Origin of the sequence: Sphingobacterium sp. E70 (assembly GCF_019285695.1) — a bacterium.
GTDB lineage: Bacteria > Bacteroidota > Bacteroidia > Sphingobacteriales > Sphingobacteriaceae > Sphingobacterium > Sphingobacterium detergens.
This window is the reverse complement of record NZ_CP079104.1, coordinates 4,458,932-4,479,114: the sequence shown is the minus strand read 5'-3', so window position 1 is coordinate 4,479,114 and position 20,183 is coordinate 4,458,932. Positions and strand designations below refer to the sequence as shown.

Sequence of the window (20,183 nt, the reverse complement as noted above, 5' to 3'; positions counted from 1 at the left end):
TTTATTTGATTTTATCTAACTGAATGCCTGTGTACAAGCAAACAGTACAACAATTGTTAGGATAAGATGTTTCATTTAGCTTAGATTGATTTAATAGTTTTTGCCGGTACTCCGCCCACTATCGTATTGTCGGGAACATCCTTTGTTACTACCGCACCTGCGGCCACTATGGCATTTTCGCCGATGGTGACGCCCGGCAGAATGCATGCATTTGCACCGATCCAAGCGTTCTTTTGATATGAACACTCCCTGGAACAAGAGACTGCCTATCCGCCACGGCTATGGGATGCCCTTCCGATAATATACTGACTTTAGGGGCAATGAGCACATTATCTTCAATCGTGATACCTCCCAAATCCAGGAAGGTGCAGTCAAAATTGATAAATACGTTTTTACCTATGCGGGTATTTTTACCATAATTGATATAGAGTGGGGTAAAGACGGTAACGCTTTCATCGATCGTGCTGCCCGTTATCTGGCTTAGAAAACTTCTAACTTCCGCGGGATCAGTGCTGTTGTTCATCTGAATGAGCAGCTCTTTTGTCGCATGCGCGGCTTCAAGCATCTTATAGGCTTGCGGATCATTGGACGATATCGTTTCTCCATTTCGTAAGCGCTGAAAAATGTCTATGACGTTTGATTCCATGTATTCATGTAATTTAAAAACACACCATCATAAGGAAGGAGAGTTTACTTCCAAGATGGTTATACAAATTTCAGCTTTTAAGCAGATTGATCTTTTATACAGGATACGGATTTATTTACCAGTTTTACGGATTCAGCCTGATCATAGTAAAAACAGGTTCAGGTTTAGTAGATTTGAGTTCTAATTTCTTGTGTTATGGAACAGGTAGAAAGATATGATACGGTCAAGCAGTACAATGACAGTATGGGAGTGGACACCCTGCACCCCCTTGTCAGTGTGGTAAATTTCAATGAAATACCAACGGTTCAAAATTTCAGGCGTTATATGGGCATTTACGCCGTATTTTTGAAGAATATTAAATGCGGTGACATGCGGTATGGATGCCAACCTTATGACTATGAGGATGGAACACTCGTATTCGTGTCCCCTGGCCAAATTTATGGGATTGACAGTAAAGGTATCGCCATAAAACCATCTGGATATGGGCTGGTTTTTCACCCCGACTTTATAAAAGGAACCAACTTGGGAAAGAATATAAAAATTATACTTTTCTTTCTTATGAGGTGAATGAAGCCCTGCATTTATCCAAAAGGAACGTAAGACCATTGTGGACTGTATTGAAAAAATAGCGGAAGAGATTAACCAAAATATTGACAAGCATAGCAAAACGCTGATTGTTTCCAATATTGAACTTTTGTTAAATTATTGCCAACGCTTTTATGACCGGCAGTTTATTACACGTAGTAATGTCAATGGCGATATTTTGGTACGGTTTGAAAAATTAATGAATGATTATTTTAAATCAGATAAAGCGTTTGTGCTAGGACTTCCATCTGTAACTTATTGTGCCGATGAACTGCATCTTTCACCTAATTACTTTGGCGACCTTATCAAAAAGGAAACTGGCAGTACAGCATTGGATTACATCCAATCCAAACTCATCGATGAAGCAAAAGAACGCATATTTGATAGGTCCAAAAGCATTAACGAAATCGCCAGTGCGCTTGGCTTTAAATATCAGCAGCATTTTACCCGTCTTTTCAAACAAAAAACAGGTGTTACACCGAATAAGTATAGGAATTTAAATTCTTAGATCGTTAAGGAGATTTCGTGGCGACACATAAAATAGTCAAAATTGTCCGTATTAACTGGCCAATGAATTCTGAAATCATATGATCAAAGCCTCCGAAATCTCCATCCATTTATCTTTTTCTTACAAAATGATTTTGAACGATTGAATTTAGAAAGATTTTTGTACCTACAGCTTCAAACTTCAACATTTCAGAAAGATTTCCGAACAAAGGAATTCCTTCCCCTAGCAGATAAGGAATCAGGGTAATAATCATCTCATCAATCCGGTCTTCTTGCAAAAAGCCCTGAATGGTCTTTCCCCATCGATATACAGGTTATGATATCCTTTTCCATGAATTTCAGCCAGTACATCGTTTAGGCAGCCTTTGACAAGAGAAGCTTTATCCCTGAATTTTGCGGGGATCTCCATCATACTGTCGCTTAACACAAAAACATGCTTATCATAATACCATTCGTCAAAACCACAAACCACTTCAAAGGTATTGCGGCCCATGACCAGCGCATCAATCTGTGCAGTAAATTCCTTATAGCCCATATCATCCTGCTCGGGATTCGGTATGGAAAGCAGCCAATCGATTTCTCCGTTCCTATCGGCAATATATCCGTCCAGACTGGTGGCAATGAAGACTTTGTTTTTCTGATTCATTTTTATGTATTTAAAGTTATATCACAAAATTAAATCCTTCGACACCGTTAAAATTGTACAGAATTTACCCTGCTCCAAATTTTGAAAATTCTTTTGGAGTATAACCACTGAATTTTTAAATACCCTAATAAAATGAGACTGGTCATAGAATCCAGCGTTTAGCCCAATGTCAGTCAATCGTTCCGGCGAATTATTCTGAAGCAATATGACCGCTTTATTCACTTTGTAAAGGTTCAGATATTCACTGGGAGTCAAAAAATAATGCTTTCTGAATTTCTGAATGAAACTTTTCTGCGAAATAAGCAGCAGTTTACTGAAATCCCTCAGCATTCCCTTTCCTGCCATTTCAGTAGCCAGATGTGCTTCGAACCTCATCAGGTGAGGGTCGGTATTTACAGTTTCGAATACCCTCAACAAACATTTTTCGGCTTGGGCAAAATCAGGATTCTCGGCAGTAAAAAGACAGTCAAATAAAACCGCAGCCACTTCTTCCAAAGATGAGCTCCTAATTTTGGGAGCAGGATGCCATAGCAAAACGGTTTTAAAATTAACCCTATGCATGCGTAAGCTCCATGTGTTGTGGTCAGAAAAGGTCGATTTTTTAAACCCGATAGCACTTGAACTCCTGTACGACCGTTTATCTTTTCGGTATTGATGCCTCTGATATCGTAATCATCACCATAACTGAAAATAAGTTCGGTAAACAATGCAGCATGATGAACAAAATCCATGGTAAGATTAGGCGACTTTCCTACCCAGATATAATCTATAAATCCGCTGAGCGGATATTTTGGGCGGTAAGCTATTTCTTCAATCATTTCTATTGTTTCTGAGTAAGCCAATTGCAGTGATTCTATAGGAACAGATAAATATAAAAGTTATTTTCGAACTAAGCCCGATATGATTTTTAATGGTCACATCCTGCAGCCATATGAGATCTTGAAGGAAAGTGCTAAATTCTATACCATACAATTTCGTTTTTAAGAAATGCCTCTATTTTAGCCCGATCATTACCAACTGCTTCTACAGCCATTTCAATTTCCTTTGGGCTAACGCCCAATTCTTTTGCCAGATAATCTACTTCATACTTTTCATTCAAAGCAACCTTACCGCGATCTTTTGTCCTCTTGTCTTTATTATCACCCATATCAGCTTTCTTTTCTAAAGAACAGTATGAAATAATAATCTTTGATTTTTTTATTTCTCCAAACATCATCTTTATCCGTCTGAAGTACGTTAGGTTATAATAACGCTGCAAGCCAATGATTTATTCAATATATCGAGCCCCTTAATGATAATATGTCTATTTGATTGGAGAAATTAGTAGGACGAAGCATATCGCCAAGGATCAGGGTTGAATAAACTATAGCTACAAAAATAAATGGCTTACATCAAATAAAAGGGTAAATCAAAGCTAATTGATTTGCCCTTTTTGGTATACCTTACAATGCAATAATCAATATGAAAAGAATTATCCCCAAGAGAGTGAGTAGTTTTTTTATTTTAGGTGTCTTAAAGGTAAATGACTACATGAAATATGATAAAATTGACTGAAAGTGCATCAAAATACAGCAATCTAGAAGAGTTAAATACTGCTGAACTGTTAAACTATATGAATGATGAGGACAATACAGTGCCACAGCTCGTAAAGAAAGCGATTCCACAGATTGAAATACTTGTAAATGAGGTCGTCAAAAAACTTAAAAACAATGGTCGGTTGATATATATTGGCGCCGGAACAAGTGGCCGGCTTGGGATTTTAGATGCATCCGAATGCCCTCCGACATTTGGTGTCTCAAGCGATGTCATTGTCGGACTAATCGCCGGTGGAGACACTGCTATAAGACACGCGGTCGAAAATGCGGAAGATAATAAGAGTACCGCGTGGGAAAGCCTCAAAAAATAAATGTTTCAGATAGAGATTTTGTAATTGGCATTTCGGCATCGGGCTCGACGCCTTATGTATTGGCGGGATTGCAGGCAATGGCTGCCAGTGGTATCACAACAGGATGCATTGTCTGCAATGCCGAAAGTCAAATCGCGCAGACAGTGGATTTTCCGATTGAAGCGGTCACTGGACCTGAGTTTATCACAGGTTCGACCCGAATGAAAGCAGGAACGGCACAGAAACTAATTCTCAATATGATTAGTACATCAGCCATGATTCAGTTGGGCAAGGTCAAAGGCAACAAAATGATAGACATGAAGATTTCAAACGATAAACTGATAAAAAGAGGCGTACTTTTTATCATGGACGAACTCGGCTGTACGGAATATCAAGCATTAACCAATTTGCAGAAATACGGTAGCGTACGGGCTGTACTGGAACATTATAATGATTAGCACATGAATAACCAGCCACATAGCTCACACTTGTCCACGTTATTTGAAAAGATCAATCAGGGCGATAAACAAGCCTTTAATGAATTCTATTCATGCTATGCGTCAAGATTACTGAATTTCGCAAAGCAAATGCTTGCGGATGCCGATACGGCGGAGGAAATCGTATCGGATCTCTTTGTACAAATATGGACAAAAAGAGCGATAATCCGAGATATCCAAAAACCACAGCTATATCTCTATAAATCCTTGAAAAATAGCTGCCTAAATGAGATCCGAAAGAACGCCAATACCACCCAAACAATTGATAACGAACTGGAGGAACGTACTGCTGCTCAAACTCCCAGCCCTCTCGATGCATTGATTGACAAGGAACTACATGCCATACTGACGGAAGCGGTGAATTCCTTACCTATACAACGCAAAGTCATTTTTACATTGATCCGAGAAGATGGCTTAAAACAGAAAGAAGTCGCCGAGCTACTGGATATTTCGCTGCGTACCGTAGAAAATCAACTCTACAGAGCGGTCAAATATCTCTCAAATTATATCGAAGTCTATTGGAAGAAGGAGCAGTCAATTATGAATAAACCAAATTTCAAACGCTTTTTATTATCACTTTTCTAGTAGGCAATTAAACAGTTATCAAAAAATAAACACAATGGACAAAGATGATTTTTTAAGATTATTCGCTAAAAAGTTAGCTGATGGATTGACCGCAAGCGAACAGTTGGATTACGATCTATATCTAGTGGAGCATAAGCAGGATAAAGAGATAAGTCTCCTGTTAGAAGAGTTTTACAAAAACCCGAGACACAACGAATCGACTAATAAGAACAAATTAGATGCTATATGGAAAAAATTGATGCAACGGAAGGTCCTGCAGCAAAAACCAATAATTACCGTAAAATGGTCTTTCGTTTTGGAAGCATAGCTGCAGTTTTACTGATTTTTGTTCTTATTGGCATCAGATACTTCAATCCCAAAGCTATTGAAGAAACCGTAATCCAAGAATCAGGAACGAAAATAGTCGCTCTTGTATTGAAAGATGGGACAAAGGTAACCTTGGATAAACATGCTACATTAAGCTACAATAGCAACTACGGAAAAGGTAACAGAGAACTTCTCCTAGATGGCACCGCATTTTTGACGTGGCAAAGGATACCTTGCATCCGATGCATATCACTGTGGGAGATTGGAAAGTACATGTTGTGGGGACGAGTTTTACCATAAAGCCAAACCTATCCAAGGATGAATCCGAACTTGTGTTGTACCATGGAAAGGTTGAGTTAATCCATAGCGATTCGCCAGATCGCGTTTTTACCATTACGCCGGGAGAAAGAGCTGTATGGAAGCAAAAAACGCAAAAGGCGTTCCTGATCTAGTGATCAATAAAGTGAGCCTCCGTGAATTGGAGTTTAGCAGGCTATGGACTCAGGATTCTATTATATTCAAAAATCAACCACTAAAAGATCTGATGGAAAAAGTTGGTAAAACCTATGGTATGAAAGTAATCTTTGAAAACAAGAAATTGATGGACGCCAAATTCACTGGAGCTTTTGCAAGTAAGAATCTTAAAATAAACGAACTATTACACGCATTAAAAGCCAGCTATCCTTTTGAATATGAGATAAGAGATAGTGTGATCCTTTTACGCTAAAAAATGAAAATGTTTACAAGATCGATTTTATCACTAATAATCACTGTAGTTGGCTTGCAGTTGTGTCTAGCACAGGTAGGTCATATCCGCGTGGAACCAGGTACATACCCTTTGAAGGATGTCTTTCATATGATTCAAAGTCAATGTGGTTATACTGTATTTTACAGCGATGAGATTGTTATGGAAGACATGACCCTGACGGTAGACACAAAGCAGCTTACACTGGATTATCTATTAAACAAAAAACTAAAGGATTATCATCTTGCGTATCAATTTCTCGATAAACACATTCTAGTAATATCTGACTTGTCTCGCAGCACATTAGAACAAATGCGAGGAGCAAATAAAATCGAAGGACATATCAGTGATATAAAAATAAACCCTTGCCTTATGCAACTATCCGGGTGTTAAAAGGAGATTCCATAATCGGTGTCACGGTTGCCGATGAGCTGGGACGCTTTAATATAGCCCTACCCACTGAACAAAGACATTTGCTGCTCGAGGTATCTTCCCTAGGTTATAAATCAATCAAAAAATCGTTTGATGGCCTTGATCGAACGGGCAAACTAAAGCTGACCTTGGATAACGACAATACCATATTGGAGACAGTAACGATTACGGAAAACCGATCGCCCTATGTCAGGCAGGCAGACCGTATGATCGTCAATGTAGAAGGGACGATGCTTGCAAACGGCTTATCTACACTCGACCTTTACAACGATCACCAAATCTCTGGGTCGACCACAACGGCAATATCAGGATCAGGGGCAACCAGTCTGTGATCGTTATGATCGATGATATTATACAACGGATGTCTGCTGAACAATTGGCAGAATACCTCCGTTCCATTCCTTCGGAAAATATTAAGCGAATAGAAATTATCTCCAATCCGGGGCTGAATATGAAGCACAAGGCCTTGGCGGAATCGTAAAAATAGTCATGAAAAAGGGAACAAATGATGGATTCAAGGTAATCTTATTGGCTCGCTATATCCAAAATGTCAAAGACCCCTATTTTAACGGCGGCACCTTGTTTGATTACAAAAACAAACGATTCTATCTGTCCGGAGCAGTCGCCTATACCAAAGATAAGCAACGCTATAAGACAGACTATAACATCCAGTATCCGGACGATTCGAAATACCTAAGCAATACACAACGTTTTAAGGATCTCAATGGCTATAATGCTCGGTTAACAGCCAACTACGAAATCGCTAAAAACCAAAATATTGGATTGCAGACCATCTGGACAAATTCTAAGTCTGACCAAGACTTCCATACCAATAATGCCCATCAAATGCAGGGTGATACTTTATACAAAACAACGGATAATGTCTGGAAGAATAGACCGACGATGGTGAACTCTACCTTCAATTATTCGCTGAAAATAGATACATTAGAATCTAGCTTTAAAGTGATTGCAGATTATTTGTACAATGACAATCGGGAATCGAATCACTATCGCATGACGGCACCTAATAGCCCTGCCCCTACATTTATCAAAATCTTTCACCCAGTACAACTCATATCTACAGCATACAGGCCGATCTCAATAAAAATATCAAAAGGACTTTAGTTTTTCGACAGGCATCAAATATGTACAGACAAAACGCAATAACACCGTCGAAAGGAATAATTTTATTGCGGATAACTGGCAGCTCGATTCTTTATATAGTAATCAGTTTATATACAACGAAGATCTGGTCATGGGTTATTTCACCCTGGATAAAAAAATCAACAACTTCTCAATTAAAGCAGGATTACGGGCCGAACAAACTTTTATCGACGGGCTATCGGTGACAAGTTCTGAAAAGGTAAAACAAAATTATCTCAATCTTTTCCCTTCTATTTTTCTCTTGCAGAATATAGGAAAGAAGGGTACTTCTATTCATCTTAACTACGGAAAAAGGGTACGGCGGCCTTCTTTCAAGGATTTAAATCCCTATACCCTACAGATCGACGACTTTGTGCTAATCCAGGAAATGTCAATCTACAACCGGAATACATCCACCGCATTGAAACAGGGATTATGCTAAAAATGGCATCTCTGTCGATCTGTTCTATTCCAATACACAGGATAAAATAGTGCAATTTACCACACAGGTTAACAACAGGCAGATCAAATATCAATCAATCAACTTCAAAAATGGTATTGACTATGGTTCAAGCGCATTTCTTCCATTCTTTGGCTCATTAGCATCCTTATTAATGCTCTTACCTTATATCGGTATTGCTATCGGATCTATCCTGCCTGCGCTTTTCGCCCTGGCAATAAAAGATAGTGCCTGGTATGCTATAGGCGTAATAGCCTGGTTTCAAGTGGTACAATTTTTAGAAGGCAATATTATTACACCTAATATCGTGGGCAGCAAAGTCAGCATTAATCCCCTGATGGCAATTATCGGTATTCTTTTAAGTGGAATGCTTTTTGGACTGGCTGGATTAATCATCGCTTTACCCCTCATAGCAACCCTCAAGGTTATATTTGACGCAAACCCAAATATGGAGGCCATAGGTTTCTTGATCGGCGAACCTGAAAAAGATCATCTCAAACGAAATTCTACACAGCAACTCCTAATGAAATGGGGTATTGTCAAAATGCCCAAAAATAATAAGAATATTAAAATGGATGTCGATGTACACATTGAAAATAAAAGCTCCGGTACATCCAATTCAAAAATCTCCTACACCGAAATCAATGAGTCTGAAGAACTCCCTTATAAGGATCTATCGAAAGATGAAGACAATGAAGATCAAAAATGATCTAATAAATCCACAGCCGAAATCCATTATCGCGTTGAAGGCATATTGAAACGGGTGCAATAAACAATAGCTGGACTTGTCAATTGCCTATTTTTAAATCCTTAAAATTATGTTCGTTTCCCTCGGAATCTCTAATGAAAGCTTGATTACGGCCCGACACAATAGAATTGGGTCCATTTCATTATTAAAATCTAAAATTATGAAACGATCTGCGTCTATTTATTGTTATTCAAGATAGTTGCTATTAAATAAAATTATAAGAGATCCTATTAATACTCATTTGAGCAATTAGCATTGATCATCATGGCCTTCAGGTAAGAATAAGCGCGCAAGTCAAACAATAAACAATACGAGATATGACATCCCAGAATAAGACAAATCAACGGAACAAAAAAATACCGACATAGGCCAGATCGATTCTAGCCAAAGAATTCTGGAAACGATGTGTAATCATATCCAAATGAGATACGGCTTGATACGTAAAAAAAAGGTAATAAATGGGAAAATTGCTGTGTCTATGATTACCAATCTCAACAGATCATCGTTCAAGATAGCGATATCTATGTGAAAATCTATCAGGAAGTAAGAAAAGGTTTGGAACCAATTTATATTGACAATATAGACCGATGTGCAAAACAGCAATGGGGTGAAATCCTTCAGGAATTTGGATTAAAAAGCTACATTTCCTATCCCATACTCAATAAAAATAAAACTATTGTTGGCCACTTAAGTTTTATGAACGATGAGCCAGTTGAGTTTGACCGACCTAAATTGGAAACGCTATTTCCATTCTGTGGTGATCTCATTGCTATTAATTTTAGCGATAATAATGAAACACAGCATTTCAGAAATATGCTCGAGCAGGAACGCATTTATTCCAAAAACAGAGATCTTATTTTATTTTCATTAGCCCATGACCTCAACAATCCCATTAGTATAATAAAATTATTATCTCAATATCTAGAGCAGAATCTAGAAAATGGAACACAAAAAATTCTGGCAAAAAAATAGAAAATACTTCTAGCCGTATGAAAGGGGTAATAGATGATATTTTAGATTTTAGCAATACCCGGTTTGGTCGTGAGGTTGAAAGTCTTACCGAACTTGTGAGTATGGAGCAGTTAATCCAACAAATATTGTCCGAATTTGAAGTAATACATGACAGAACGATCTTAACAACTCTGAGACTTCCCTCAATGTGCACAGTGATAAAAACAAAATGGGACGTGCCTTTGTCAACCTCATCAGTAATGCGATAAAGCATGGGGCACCGCATAAAGAAATCGAAATAAGTGCATTTATAGAAAAGGACAATTTTATTTTCCGTGTAACAAATCACCTCTCAACCAGCCATCTTCCAAATACTCCGGATCTATTTAAGCCATTCGTGCGAGGTTCAGGTAGCAAGGGACTCGGTCTGGGGCTGTATGTGACCAAAGAAATAGCGAAATTTCATAAAGGGGATGTGGAAATAATAAGAGAGGACACGAAAATCACATTCAAACTCTGGATACCTATAAAATAATAGGTTTGTTGTCCAATGCAGCGTTAATCGAAATACAAAATCAGAAATTTTAAATCGGGGATTTAGGTTGTAACAAATCCCAAAGATTTCCGTACAGATCTTCGAAAACCGCAACCGTTCCATATTCATGCTCAGCAGGAGGTCTTACAAAATTTATACTTCTATCTTTCATTTTATTGTAATCCCTCCAAAAGTCATCTGTAAAAAGAAATAAAAAAACTCTTCCTCCAGTTTGATTTCCAATGCTCTTTAATTGTTCATCATTTGCAGCTTTTGCTAATAACAAACAACAATCATTTGAACCCGGAGGTGCTACAACGACCCACCTTTTATGCTCATCAAGTTTTGTATCTTCAATAAGACTAAAATCAAGTTTTTTCGTATAAAATTCAATTGCTTCATCATAGTCTCTCACTACTAAAGCAATACGGGCAATGGATTGTTTCATAATCTGATGGATTCTCGAAATTTAAAACATTCTTTTGTGTACCGGATAGGGTCTATCCACGCCATACTTAAGTCTCTAGAATAGCATGACAGGATTCAACTTTGATCATCCCTTGCGTCGGGGTCATTTCTGACCATATCCAATTGAAATAGGCTATCACCTGCTTAGCGGGGACCATTGGTCTGTCAGCAGTCGTATGTCCATCTGAAACTACGGTGATAAAATAATCCCTTGTTAGCGCTGATTTTATCGTGGCATCCACACAGAAATCTGTAGCACATCCGGTCACGATCAGTTCCTTCACTCCCCTACGCTGCAATATCGTCTGAAGATCTGTTTTATAAAATGAATTATTCGTTGTCTTAGAAACAAATATATCTTCAGGACCTCTGATTAATTCAGGCAATAAAGACCAATCTTCTGTACCAGGAAGGAAACAGTTCTCCCTTGTGCCATCATGTTGGATAAAAATAACCAGATTACCGTTCTTTCTGAACTGTTCAGAAAGTTTGTTTATCCGATCAATGACACCAAAGGTATCATACCGTAGCGTATAGGGCTTAAAACTTCCCTGTTGCATATCTATAATCAGTAAGGCTTTCATCCTAAACTTGCTTAGCGATAATTTGAAGGATAAATATAACAAATGTTTATTATCAAACAGTATATTCGACCACGAACGAGATGAAATGCCTTATATATGCAGTTCTATTTCTTATCCTATGCCAAGTTGATCAAAGAACAGATCTGTTAGATTTGTAAGACAGTAACTTATCATAGTTCAAATAAGTAGATAATAACCAAAAATATAAAGCTATGCAAAAGATAATTCCAAACCTATGGTTTGACAACAACGCACAGGAAGCCGCAGCATATTACCTATCGGTTTTCAAAGATGGAAAAATAATCAATACTACGTATTACCCGAATTCTGAAGCCGAAGGGCTGGCTGATTTTCAGAAGGATTTTGCTGGAAAAGTGCTTACCGTAGAGTTTGAGCTTTTGGGAATGCGTTTTATTGGGATCAATGCCGGACCGATATTCAAATTTAACGAGGCTATTTCGCTGATGATCCCCTGCAAAGACCAAACTGAAATAGACTACTACTGGGAAGCTCTTACATCGGATGGAGGACAGGAGAGCGTTTGTGGATGGCTGAAAGACAAATACGGATTAAGCTGGCAGGTTTGTCCCGAAAATTGGGAGGAACTCAACAAAAGACCCGGTGCCTTCAAAAAAATGATGGGAATGAAAAAGATCATTATTGCGGATTTCTAAAAACAAGATGCTGATCGATCACGACCCAACGATTCATAAATCTCATCAAGCGAATTGTAAATCTCTTCATAAACAAGACGCAAATCGCTATATATTTAAATTTAAGATGACTATGTTGAGAAATTATCAATTCAGTAAAAATCCGCTGCATTACGTTTATGCGCTGATCTGGTTGGGCGTGTTCATTACCTTTGCCTTTTACCTTTTCACAGGAATATGTTCAGACCGGAGAACGGCAAGATCCATATTGTTGCAATTCTTATCGGTTGGGTGGTGCAATATCTTGGTCTAACACTGACTTGCCTGATCATCCTGCTTTTAGGATTATACAAAGCCTTGCGAACGGTGTTGGATAAAAAGAAATTGATTCCCAATAATCTTTGTATAATATGATTTTAATTACCCCGAATTCGGGGTAATTAAACAGGAAGCGGAACAAATAGATTCGTTATACCTGTGGGCCAATGGACTGTCAGAACTAGAGCCATAGGGATGACTGTAAAAGCTGGGAGATACGAAGTTACATTCGCTCAATCTGACAATATATTAGAAAAATTTTCATGTATTTTTAGTATTGAAAATAAAACAGGAGTTGAGCAATAATTTATTCAGAAAATGGGATATAGAAGTTATTTATATCTGAGAAAAACCGGTAGAAATTTGTACCTCTTTGAGGCAAACAATTCATTGCCCTTTTTTGGATTGCACTTATAGACAAAACAATATTAAAAAAATATTTTCAGGATTGGCAATCGTCTCTCGCGGATCAAGAAATTGGTAATCAACAGAATTTTGAGCAATTTTCAGAACTTAATCCCAACAGTATTACCATCAGCGAACAAGCTTTAGATATGAACTCATCAAAAAGCAGGATATTTTTACAAAAGCATTTTCCAGAAGCAATTCCACTATTTGATGATTTTATAACGTATGTCAAAGCTCAATTTGAAACCGATGACAAGCTTGAAATTGATATAACTCAATTATCCGCATTTTACAATTCGCTAAATAATTTCTATACTATAATTGACAATGAATTGAACGCAATAGAAGCAGATAATCCAATCGACATAAAATTTTTAGTAATTGAAGATTTAATCGGACAAGGAACTGGGTTTGCGATGAGTGAAAACAATGAATTTTCATCATTTTTGTCCTATCAGAAAGAACTCAACAACAGAAAAACCGCAGTCATTGTAGAAAAACAAAAATTCAACAAGAAATCATTAACTATTGCCATTATCTTATTTCTGTTATGTCCTGTTTTTTCAATAATTGCATACAAAATGTATAAAGACGAAGGGCTTACAGCTATGATTGCATTGATAGGAATTTTAAATTTAGGGTTTTATTGTTTTTCGATTTGGTCTCTAAATAAAGAAATCAATAACTTACTCAAAAAAGGAATTGACTTAATCAATAATGATTGACCATAGAGTGAGTAGACATCATCTTGGAAAGTATAACTTTTGACTGAAGACCTTATAAACGGATCATCGATCCATTGCCATATATTTATTTTCACAAAGATATTCATCTTGACAAATCCCACCAGATTGGATAAGTTTCAGTAGTATTTAGCCATCTAATGCCGTCGCACCATTTTCATTTCTAAGTTAGCATATCCAAAATGCCTTCATCTAATTTATGGGCAACATAGTTGTTGACAATGGGTAAACTGGGAATCAAGAAAATAGTGATTAGCACTATAAGAATTGTCTTCTCTTTCCTCAATTAAAAAGTTTGGAGAAGACTTATAATGTACGTAAATTTAACGTACCTTTGTAAAGCTAGTACGAATTTTAATATGTTGATCTAGTTGATCGATACTATTGAATAACACACAAAAACGAAAAAACAAAGAACTCAAAAACTAAAAAAAAAAAAAAGACGAAAAAAAAGAACTCAAAGACTGAAAAAACAAAGAACTCAAAAACTGAAAATATAAACAAATAGATAATATAACCATGGGAGCAGTAATTAACGATAGAATTGATGTTCGTATTAGCAAAGAACAAAAGGAGCTTGTTAAATATGCCTCTACTTTAAGTGGTTTTAAGAGTCTTTCCGAATTTATTGTTTATTGTCTTTACAAAGAGGCAAAAACAATAATCAAAGACAATAATGAAATATTAAAATCATTGGAAGATAAGAAGATTTTCGTTGATGCTATCGTAAATCCAGCAGAACCGAATTCCAAATTGAAACAAGCTCATAAAAATTATAATAAATTTTTGAGCGAGCAAAATGAAAATACAGACATTTGATAGCGACTGCAATAAGGATAAATTTACGTGTGGAGAAGATTTACTTGACAGATATTTAAAGCTACAAGCTAGTCAGGATATAAAGAAGAAATTGGCGACATGTACCGTGATGGTGGATGAGAAAAATAATGTAATCGGCTATTACACGCTTTCAAGCAATTCAGTAGATAAAGACAGTATGCCAGAAGAACTTTCAAAGAAGTTTCCACCATCATACTCCGCTTTGCCTTGTGTACTTCTAGGAAGATTAGCCATTGATAACAGTGCCAAAGGAAAAGGATACGGAGAAATTCTCTTATTTGACGCATTATTTAAATGTTTAACACTTTCAAAGGATCTTGGAATATTATGCATTATAGTAGATCCATTAAATGATCAAGCAATCGAATTTTATAAAAAATATGGATTTATATACTTACCCACATCTGGAAAAATGATGATTTCTATAAAAACGATTGAAAGACTGGCAAAGTAATCAAGATCTTTCTTTAAAACACTATACAGCCCCCTCCTTTGCTATCATGTGGTATAGTGGCGTCTTCAAAATCGACCAATGATAATATTATCTCCGAGCCCCTGCTGTGGTTGATAAAAAAGCATTCCACTCCAAACCAAGCAAATTGAGAGGACAGCCATAATGGAGAATTTAAGTATAAACCCTGGGATAATGAGTGTGTGCCAACCAGGAATAACCATATCCCGAAAAGAAATATAAAATCCTGTTAGTATTAAGGTCAGAATTAAAACGAATAGAATAAAAAATCGTTTTATTAATTTAGACTTCATCTCTTGATTATTATTTCTTAAATGTAAACATTTCTATAGCATTTAACAAAAATAACCATGGGATTACAGGTTTCGCGAATCTTGACAAAGCTATGCGAACTAGGGTTTGATCTTTAAAGAATATGTATAATACCTCCGATTGCCAATATGGAGGAATATAAACTATTAACCTAAGCAAATGACTAAAAATTACTACTCGCATGCATGTCCAAGTATGGCTGGATGAGCCTGGTGTTCGGGACAGTTGTATTATTTATGCCAATGCCGTTTAATTACTTCGGTATGATGGCCATAAATTATTCCTTTTGTCTACTGGGTCTTTCGATTGCGCTGATCATACACGAATGGGGACATTGGATTTTCACGCGGCTGGTCGGTGAATATCCGAATCGCATCGTTATTGGCACTGGACACATGCTGATGCGAACACATTTCTTTAAGAGTAAGCTGAATCTGAATTCCAAATTTCAGGGCGGCTATGTCATGCTCAATATAACAGACGGCAAATATTACAGACTCAAAACATTTGTAGCTGCCTAGGCGGGCCTCTGGTCAATATCGCTATTGGAATTGCAGTCATAATCATGGTTCCATTTTCTATAGATTTTTCGGGAACAATCGCTTTCGGTCTATGGTTTGGCTATATGCAGTTATTGATAGGGCTAACCAATTTACTGCCCTTGAGAAGAAAAATAAATGGTTTCCCGATGGATTTTGATGGACGGATTATCCTGAACATACTACTAGGAAAATACAAAAAGGGTGCAAGCAGTGAAGCGATAGACCTCAGCCTGGAAGGAGATGATAATATGGCAGAACATCGATATAATGAGGCATTAGCGAAATTTCAGGAATGCCTAAAACTCTGTTCGAATCTGGCCCAACACTGACCTGTTCCCTTCAGTTTAATATCGGATTATGTTATTTCAATCTGGGGATTATGATAAAGCATTGTGCTGTCTGAAGGAAGTGGAAGATCAGCTGGCTATGAAAGAAGTTGAACACTTAGCAGGCTATCTACATAATCTTTATGCCAATATCTATCTGGTTCAAGGCGATATCGAAAAGGCTACAGTAGCGGGACAGCAAGCGCTGCATCTGTTGCCCGAATTCGATCCTATACGCCATACCTGGGGCTGCATTTTGGTCGAAAACGAAGAATGGGATCGCGGCGAAGACATATTGTCCCCACAAATGGATTTTGATTATGTAAACAGCACAACACTATTGACAGCAATGTATTTAACTCTGGCCTATCAACAACAGGAAAATCAAAAAAGAGGGAACGTTGCTGGGAATTTGTGCAGCTTCATCTGGCGGAACTAAACCTGGTAGACAAAGTGATATACGATCGTGTAAAGCTAAAACTAGAAGGACAATGGTCTAATAAATGTGATCACTAAATTAAAACTTATATATTCGTCCACGGCAACACGAACAATTTTCTTTCGCTGAAAATGTCCATAAATAGGCCAAATTATTGCGATAATAGCAATGAAAAGAAATATCGTAGCCATAGTCCATCAAATAGATTGTGGGACGAAAGGTAGTAAATTGTATTGTAGAAAAGAAAACATTTCGCCTCATTGAATCGGTGCAAGATCGTTATCTGAAGAAAATAAAAGGTTATGTAAGCGCGGGATCTGGGAGATACCGAAATGTCTCTGTAATTACCATACTAATGAATTGCTAAGTCTCATACTTAGACAGTAAAAAGGGCCATCATACAAGATGTGGCCCCAATACACGATAAACATTGAAACATTTTTTTGAATCGGATTAATATCCAAATATTTCACTTAGGCTGACTTTTTTGATATCACCAAAGCTTGATAGATTACTATCTTTCAAATCTTTCTCATCTCCTATAATACAATAGGTAAAGGGCTTATGGCTAATTTTATTCACGTGAAAAGCCTTAAGATCATTGTAAGTAAGCTTAGGAATTGCTTCAAAGATTGCTCTCCTGGGATCTGCTAAGAGACCGCGACGCTGTGCTTCCAAATAGCTTAAAAGAACGCCAGCTCCTGTGATGCGCTCACTTGCTAATGATTTCAGCAGATTTTCACGAACGGACTCTACCCCTATCTTTGATTCAGGCAAATCAGTGAGGAGTTCATTCATTCCACTGACAGCATCTTTAAACTTATCGGATTGCGTTCCGATATATGCTTCCACAATTTCATGATTTTCCTTCTTTTGAGGCTGCTTATAATAAGCATAGGTAGAATAGGCTAAAGCTTTGGATTCGCGAAGTGTCTGGAAAACAATACTACCTATTCCACCACCAAAGTATCCATTATAGAAGGCTACTGTAGGCATTAGCTGCCGATCAAATAAACCTGCGGTTCGAACCCAAAATATCTCCGTCTGCTTCATCGGATAATGTGCAAACAAAACCTTATTTTCAACCGTCGGCTTTTCCTCGAACTTTTCCCCTTAGCCATTTTATAATATGCACTACTGCCATTTTTTAATGGTTTTAAATTTTTCATCAATTCGTTGACAGATTGGGGGCCATAGTATAAAAATACGAGGTTTGACATCAGCTAGATTGTGCAATACAGTGACTAGGTCTTCTGCTTTTAGCATATCGAGCTCTCGGTCAGTTAACGTGAAATTAAATGGGCTTTTGGCACCATATTGCGCGTAAGCCTTTAATCCTTCCATAATAGCTCCCTTATCTTCCTTGTCATTGGCACGCATTTTTTTGACACGCTCAATGTAAGACTTAAAGGCAACTTCATCGGCAACACAGTGGTGAAGCAGATCATGTAATAAATCGACGGATACGTCAAAGTTACTGTTCAACCCAGAAATACTGATCATACTTTCTTCATTGCCGGAAGAAGCATGAAAGTCAGACGCAAGCTTATAGAATTCCCGACTAAATTTTTCGCTACTCTTCTCTTTTGTCCCTAAAAATTCAAGATAACCGATGGCAAGATCCAATAGTTTGTTGTCCCATTGGCCAATATCAAACTGATAGGTCAAGTTAAAAAGCTCGTTCTCCTGATTGTGTACGGCTAAAACATCAAGATCCAGCAATTTGAATTTTGACAGGTCTTGATTAAAATCAATCCAATGGGGCCGTATAGGCTGCTCAGCGATTGCACTAATCTGTTTAAAAAAGGTAGATTCGGCAAGTCGGTTAACAGTCACTGGCGTAATTGCAGGCTTGAATACCTTTACCACGCCGGTATCAATACCCTGTCTTTTATAAATAACGACATAATTGCTATCGGAAAGATACTTATTTGCAAAATGGATAATATCCTCTTTCGTTATCTTTGACAATAGATGCGTGTAATCCAGTTCTTTTGCCCAATCGAGCTCTGAAGTAAAATTGGATAATAGATCATAGGCTACACTAGGGCTATTTCCTAATTTTCTCATCTCAGATTTTTTCTCATTATTGACAATCGAAGTAATCAAATCTTCAGAAAAATCACCATGCTGTAATTTATAGATTTCACCTAATAACAGTTTTTTTACTTCTTCCAATGTTTGTCCTTCTACTGGACTACCTTCAATTGTAAGGATCGAATAATCTTTTAGAAGTTGGGGATATGCGGCAACACTTAATAGTTTCTGTGATTTCACCAGATTGATATCCATCAGGCCGGCAGCACGATTTGACAGCATGTCAGCCACAAGATTGAGCATTTGTGCATCGGGGCTTGATGCTCCCGGAAAACGAAATCCCATCGTCAGGTATTCAGCGGACGGGCCTGTAACTGTTCTGGAAATTGGATGAATAATAGGTTGTTCTTTTTCGAAAATATATTCAGGAACGGGTTTGGAAACCATATAACCGAAAGCTTGATCAATACGTTTGATCACCGCCTTAGGATCAAAATCACCTGACATAATTATCGCCATATTATTGGGCACATAATAGGTTTCATAATATTGCTGTATTGCTTTTAATGATGGGTTTTTAAGATGTTCGACCGAACCCAGAACGGTTTGTTTCCCATAATTATTATTAGGAAAAATTGCCTCAAACATAGCCTCCATCACCTTCCTATCGTCTTTATCCAAGTTGATATTCTTCTCTTCATAGACCGATTCCAATTCGGTATGGAATAACCGTAAAACTGGATTTCGAAAACGCTCCGCCTGCACGCTCAGGTATTTGTCAATGACATTATTGGGAATATCTTCAACGTATACGGTCTGCTCAAAAGAAGTAAAAGCATTGCTTCCTTTTGCGCCCATATTACTCATGAGTTTATCGTATTCATTGGGTATGGCAAATTTCGAAGCTTCCCGGAAACCAGGTCTATCTGCTTATAGATAGCCCTGCGCTCGGCCGTATCTCTGCTATGGTTATACTTTTCATAAAGTGCATAGATCTGACCTAACAAAGGTTCTTCTTTATGCCAATCCGAGCTGCCATACCTGTCCGTTCCTTTGAAAAGCATGTGCTCAAGATAATGTGCCAATCCGGTATGCTCTTTGGGATCGGTCTTACTCCCGGCTTTTGTTGCGATATAGGTCTGAATACGTGGTTGCTTGGTATTTTTACTGAGAATAACCGTTAATCCATTTTTTAATGTATAAAAACGCGACTGGGTAGGATCGTTACTTACATACCTGTAACTATAACCATCGGATGAGCCTGTCTTCCATTGATAACGGGATTGCGCCTGCATGCAATTAGCTAATAATACAAAAGCACATGCCAGTAAAACTTTCCTGCAAATATTGAATTTAGTTATCATTCGATT

General features: G+C 37.6%; 33 protein-coding genes. 22 read left to right on the top strand and 11 right to left on the bottom strand.

The window, feature by feature from the left end:
* Nucleotides 1-80 precede the first annotated feature (80 nt).
* Both KUH03_RS47050 and KUH03_RS31715 read right to left on the bottom strand, forming a co-directional pair.
* Entirely contained in the window at nucleotides 81-200 is a 120-nt protein-coding gene (locus KUH03_RS47050; protein WP_306429831.1) for a hypothetical protein, read from the bottom strand.
* The gene (locus KUH03_RS31715; protein ID WP_306429230.1) at nucleotides 167-646 is read right to left on the bottom strand and encodes a sugar O-acetyltransferase; all 480 of its coding nucleotides are present in this window, start codon (nucleotides 644-646) and stop codon (nucleotides 167-169) included. The genes KUH03_RS47050 and KUH03_RS31715 overlap by 34 nt, the downstream gene beginning before the upstream one ends.
* Before the next feature lie 195 nt (nucleotides 647-841).
* Here KUH03_RS31715 and KUH03_RS31710 point away from each other — a divergent pair, with 195 nt between their 5' ends.
* Nucleotides 842-1,213, top strand: coding sequence for a hypothetical protein (locus KUH03_RS31710; protein WP_257088333.1), 372 nt, complete (start codon nucleotides 842-844; stop codon nucleotides 1,211-1,213).
* A gap of 40 nt (nucleotides 1,214-1,253) precedes the next feature.
* Nucleotides 1,254-1,739 carry an AraC family transcriptional regulator gene (locus KUH03_RS31705; protein WP_257088332.1) on the top strand — a complete coding sequence of 162 codons (486 nt, stop codon included), beginning with the start codon at nucleotides 1,254-1,256 and terminating at the stop codon, nucleotides 1,737-1,739.
* Nucleotides 1,740-1,988: 249 nt separating this feature from the next.
* Here KUH03_RS31705 and KUH03_RS31700 read toward each other — a convergent pair whose 3' ends face one another.
* From KUH03_RS31700 to KUH03_RS31690, 4 genes are all read right to left on the bottom strand, one after another.
* Entirely contained in the window at nucleotides 1,989-2,384 is a 396-nt protein-coding gene (locus tag KUH03_RS31700) for a dihydrofolate reductase family protein (RefSeq protein ID WP_257088331.1), read from the bottom strand.
* A gap of 21 nt (nucleotides 2,385-2,405) precedes the next feature.
* Nucleotides 2,406-2,714, bottom strand: a complete 309-nt coding sequence (locus KUH03_RS49435) for a helix-turn-helix domain-containing protein (RefSeq protein ID WP_373564864.1) — start codon at nucleotides 2,712-2,714, stop codon at nucleotides 2,406-2,408.
* Nucleotides 2,715-2,794: 80 nt separating this feature from the next.
* Complete coding sequence (locus KUH03_RS31695; protein ID WP_257088330.1) at nucleotides 2,795-3,226, bottom strand: DUF6597 domain-containing transcriptional factor; 432 nt, start codon at nucleotides 3,224-3,226, stop codon at nucleotides 2,795-2,797.
* A gap of 110 nt (nucleotides 3,227-3,336) precedes the next feature.
* Entirely contained in the window at nucleotides 3,337-3,600 is a 264-nt protein-coding gene (locus tag KUH03_RS31690; RefSeq protein ID WP_257088329.1) for a DUF3606 domain-containing protein, read from the bottom strand.
* A 321-nt stretch (nucleotides 3,601-3,921) separates the two neighbouring features.
* Here KUH03_RS31690 and KUH03_RS47045 point away from each other — a divergent pair, with 321 nt between their 5' ends.
* The 13 genes from KUH03_RS47045 to KUH03_RS31630 all read left to right on the top strand — a co-directional run bounded on the left by KUH03_RS47045 (nucleotide 3,922) and on the right by KUH03_RS31630 (nucleotide 10,671).
* A complete protein-coding gene (locus tag KUH03_RS47045; RefSeq protein ID WP_306429229.1) occupies nucleotides 3,922-4,290 on the top strand; it encodes a hypothetical protein in 369 nt (122 codons plus the stop codon).
* Entirely contained in the window at nucleotides 4,269-4,727 is a 459-nt protein-coding gene (locus KUH03_RS47040; protein WP_306429228.1) for an N-acetylmuramic acid 6-phosphate etherase, read from the top strand. Before KUH03_RS47045 ends, KUH03_RS47040 begins: the two co-directional genes overlap by 22 nt.
* Nucleotides 4,728-4,730: 3 nt before the next feature.
* Nucleotides 4,731-5,351 carry an RNA polymerase sigma factor gene (locus tag KUH03_RS31680; protein ID WP_257088328.1) on the top strand — a complete coding sequence of 207 codons (621 nt, stop codon included), beginning with the start codon at nucleotides 4,731-4,733 and terminating at the stop codon, nucleotides 5,349-5,351.
* A 34-nt stretch (nucleotides 5,352-5,385) separates the two neighbouring features.
* Complete coding sequence (locus KUH03_RS31675) at nucleotides 5,386-5,658, top strand: hypothetical protein (protein ID WP_257088327.1); 273 nt, start codon at nucleotides 5,386-5,388, stop codon at nucleotides 5,656-5,658.
* A gap of 217 nt (nucleotides 5,659-5,875) precedes the next feature.
* Nucleotides 5,876-6,109, top strand: coding sequence for a hypothetical protein (locus tag KUH03_RS31670; RefSeq protein WP_257088326.1), 234 nt, complete (start codon nucleotides 5,876-5,878; stop codon nucleotides 6,107-6,109).
* Entirely contained in the window at nucleotides 6,073-6,384 is a 312-nt protein-coding gene (locus tag KUH03_RS31665) for a DUF4974 domain-containing protein (RefSeq protein WP_257088325.1), read from the top strand. Before KUH03_RS31670 ends, KUH03_RS31665 begins: the two co-directional genes overlap by 37 nt.
* 383 nt (nucleotides 6,385-6,767) lie before the next feature.
* The gene (locus KUH03_RS31660) at nucleotides 6,768-7,166 is read left to right on the top strand and encodes a hypothetical protein (protein WP_257088324.1); all 399 of its coding nucleotides are present in this window, start codon (nucleotides 6,768-6,770) and stop codon (nucleotides 7,164-7,166) included.
* Complete coding sequence (locus KUH03_RS31655) at nucleotides 7,163-7,315, top strand: hypothetical protein (RefSeq protein ID WP_257088323.1); 153 nt, start codon at nucleotides 7,163-7,165, stop codon at nucleotides 7,313-7,315. The genes KUH03_RS31660 and KUH03_RS31655 overlap by 4 nt, the downstream gene beginning before the upstream one ends.
* Before the next feature lie 8 nt (nucleotides 7,316-7,323).
* Nucleotides 7,324-7,959, top strand: a complete 636-nt coding sequence (locus KUH03_RS31650) for a hypothetical protein (protein WP_257088322.1) — start codon at nucleotides 7,324-7,326, stop codon at nucleotides 7,957-7,959.
* A gap of 13 nt (nucleotides 7,960-7,972) precedes the next feature.
* Entirely contained in the window at nucleotides 7,973-8,419 is a 447-nt protein-coding gene (locus tag KUH03_RS31645) for an outer membrane beta-barrel family protein (protein WP_257097488.1), read from the top strand.
* A gap of 49 nt (nucleotides 8,420-8,468) precedes the next feature.
* Nucleotides 8,469-9,146, top strand: a complete 678-nt coding sequence (locus KUH03_RS31640) for an AI-2E family transporter (protein WP_257088321.1) — start codon at nucleotides 8,469-8,471, stop codon at nucleotides 9,144-9,146.
* Between the two features lie 564 nt (nucleotides 9,147-9,710).
* On the top strand, nucleotides 9,711-10,157 hold the full coding sequence (locus tag KUH03_RS31635) for a GAF domain-containing protein (RefSeq protein ID WP_257088320.1): 447 nt from the start codon (nucleotides 9,711-9,713) through the stop codon (nucleotides 10,155-10,157).
* A gap of 187 nt (nucleotides 10,158-10,344) precedes the next feature.
* Nucleotides 10,345-10,671 carry a sensor histidine kinase KdpD gene (locus KUH03_RS31630; protein ID WP_257088319.1) on the top strand — a complete coding sequence of 109 codons (327 nt, stop codon included), beginning with the start codon at nucleotides 10,345-10,347 and terminating at the stop codon, nucleotides 10,669-10,671.
* Between the two features lie 49 nt (nucleotides 10,672-10,720).
* On the opposite strand, the gene KUH03_RS31625 is transcribed toward KUH03_RS31630, so the two are convergent.
* Both KUH03_RS31625 and KUH03_RS31620 read right to left on the bottom strand, forming a co-directional pair.
* Nucleotides 10,721-11,119, bottom strand: a complete 399-nt coding sequence (locus KUH03_RS31625; protein ID WP_257088318.1) for a VOC family protein — start codon at nucleotides 11,117-11,119, stop codon at nucleotides 10,721-10,723.
* 67 nt (nucleotides 11,120-11,186) lie between these two features.
* The gene (locus KUH03_RS31620) at nucleotides 11,187-11,723 is read right to left on the bottom strand and encodes a cysteine hydrolase family protein (protein WP_257088317.1); all 537 of its coding nucleotides are present in this window, start codon (nucleotides 11,721-11,723) and stop codon (nucleotides 11,187-11,189) included.
* Between the two features lie 212 nt (nucleotides 11,724-11,935).
* On the opposite strand from KUH03_RS31620, the gene KUH03_RS31615 reads away from it, so the two are divergent.
* The 7 genes from KUH03_RS31615 (at nucleotide 11,936) to KUH03_RS31585 (ending at nucleotide 16,776) form a co-directional block, all read left to right on the top strand.
* Nucleotides 11,936-12,397, top strand: coding sequence for a VOC family protein (locus KUH03_RS31615; RefSeq protein ID WP_257088316.1), 462 nt, complete (start codon nucleotides 11,936-11,938; stop codon nucleotides 12,395-12,397).
* A gap of 851 nt (nucleotides 12,398-13,248) precedes the next feature.
* Nucleotides 13,249-13,827 (top strand): hypothetical protein, encoded by a 579-nt coding sequence (locus KUH03_RS31610; protein WP_257088315.1) that lies wholly within the window; start codon nucleotides 13,249-13,251, stop codon nucleotides 13,825-13,827.
* A 537-nt stretch (nucleotides 13,828-14,364) separates the two neighbouring features.
* Nucleotides 14,365-14,664 (top strand): DUF1778 domain-containing protein, encoded by a 300-nt coding sequence (locus KUH03_RS31605; protein ID WP_257088314.1) that lies wholly within the window; start codon nucleotides 14,365-14,367, stop codon nucleotides 14,662-14,664.
* Nucleotides 14,645-15,139: a GNAT family N-acetyltransferase gene (locus KUH03_RS31600; RefSeq protein ID WP_257088313.1), complete on the top strand. Its 495-nt coding sequence runs from the start codon at nucleotides 14,645-14,647 to the stop codon at nucleotides 15,137-15,139. Before KUH03_RS31605 ends, KUH03_RS31600 begins: the two co-directional genes overlap by 20 nt.
* Nucleotides 15,140-15,672: 533 nt before the next feature.
* Complete coding sequence (locus KUH03_RS31595) at nucleotides 15,673-15,990, top strand: site-2 protease family protein (RefSeq protein WP_257088312.1); 318 nt, start codon at nucleotides 15,673-15,675, stop codon at nucleotides 15,988-15,990.
* Between the two features lie 44 nt (nucleotides 15,991-16,034).
* On the top strand, nucleotides 16,035-16,340 hold the full coding sequence (locus KUH03_RS31590) for a hypothetical protein (protein ID WP_257088311.1): 306 nt from the start codon (nucleotides 16,035-16,037) through the stop codon (nucleotides 16,338-16,340).
* A 28-nt stretch (nucleotides 16,341-16,368) separates the two neighbouring features.
* Nucleotides 16,369-16,776: a hypothetical protein gene (locus KUH03_RS31585; protein ID WP_257088310.1), complete on the top strand. Its 408-nt coding sequence runs from the start codon at nucleotides 16,369-16,371 to the stop codon at nucleotides 16,774-16,776.
* A 453-nt stretch (nucleotides 16,777-17,229) separates the two neighbouring features.
* Here KUH03_RS31585 and KUH03_RS31580 read toward each other — a convergent pair whose 3' ends face one another.
* The 3 genes from KUH03_RS31580 to KUH03_RS31570 form a co-directional block, all read right to left on the bottom strand.
* Entirely contained in the window at nucleotides 17,230-17,829 is a 600-nt protein-coding gene (locus KUH03_RS31580) for an insulinase family protein (RefSeq protein ID WP_257088309.1), read from the bottom strand.
* An 81-nt stretch (nucleotides 17,830-17,910) separates the two neighbouring features.
* Nucleotides 17,911-19,680, bottom strand: coding sequence for a M16 family metallopeptidase (locus KUH03_RS31575; RefSeq protein ID WP_257088308.1), 1,770 nt, complete (start codon nucleotides 19,678-19,680; stop codon nucleotides 17,911-17,913).
* Nucleotides 19,677-20,177, bottom strand: a complete 501-nt coding sequence (locus KUH03_RS31570) for an insulinase family protein (protein WP_257088307.1) — start codon at nucleotides 20,175-20,177, stop codon at nucleotides 19,677-19,679. Before KUH03_RS31570 ends, KUH03_RS31575 begins: the two co-directional genes overlap by 4 nt.
* Nucleotides 20,178-20,183 lie beyond the last annotated feature (6 nt).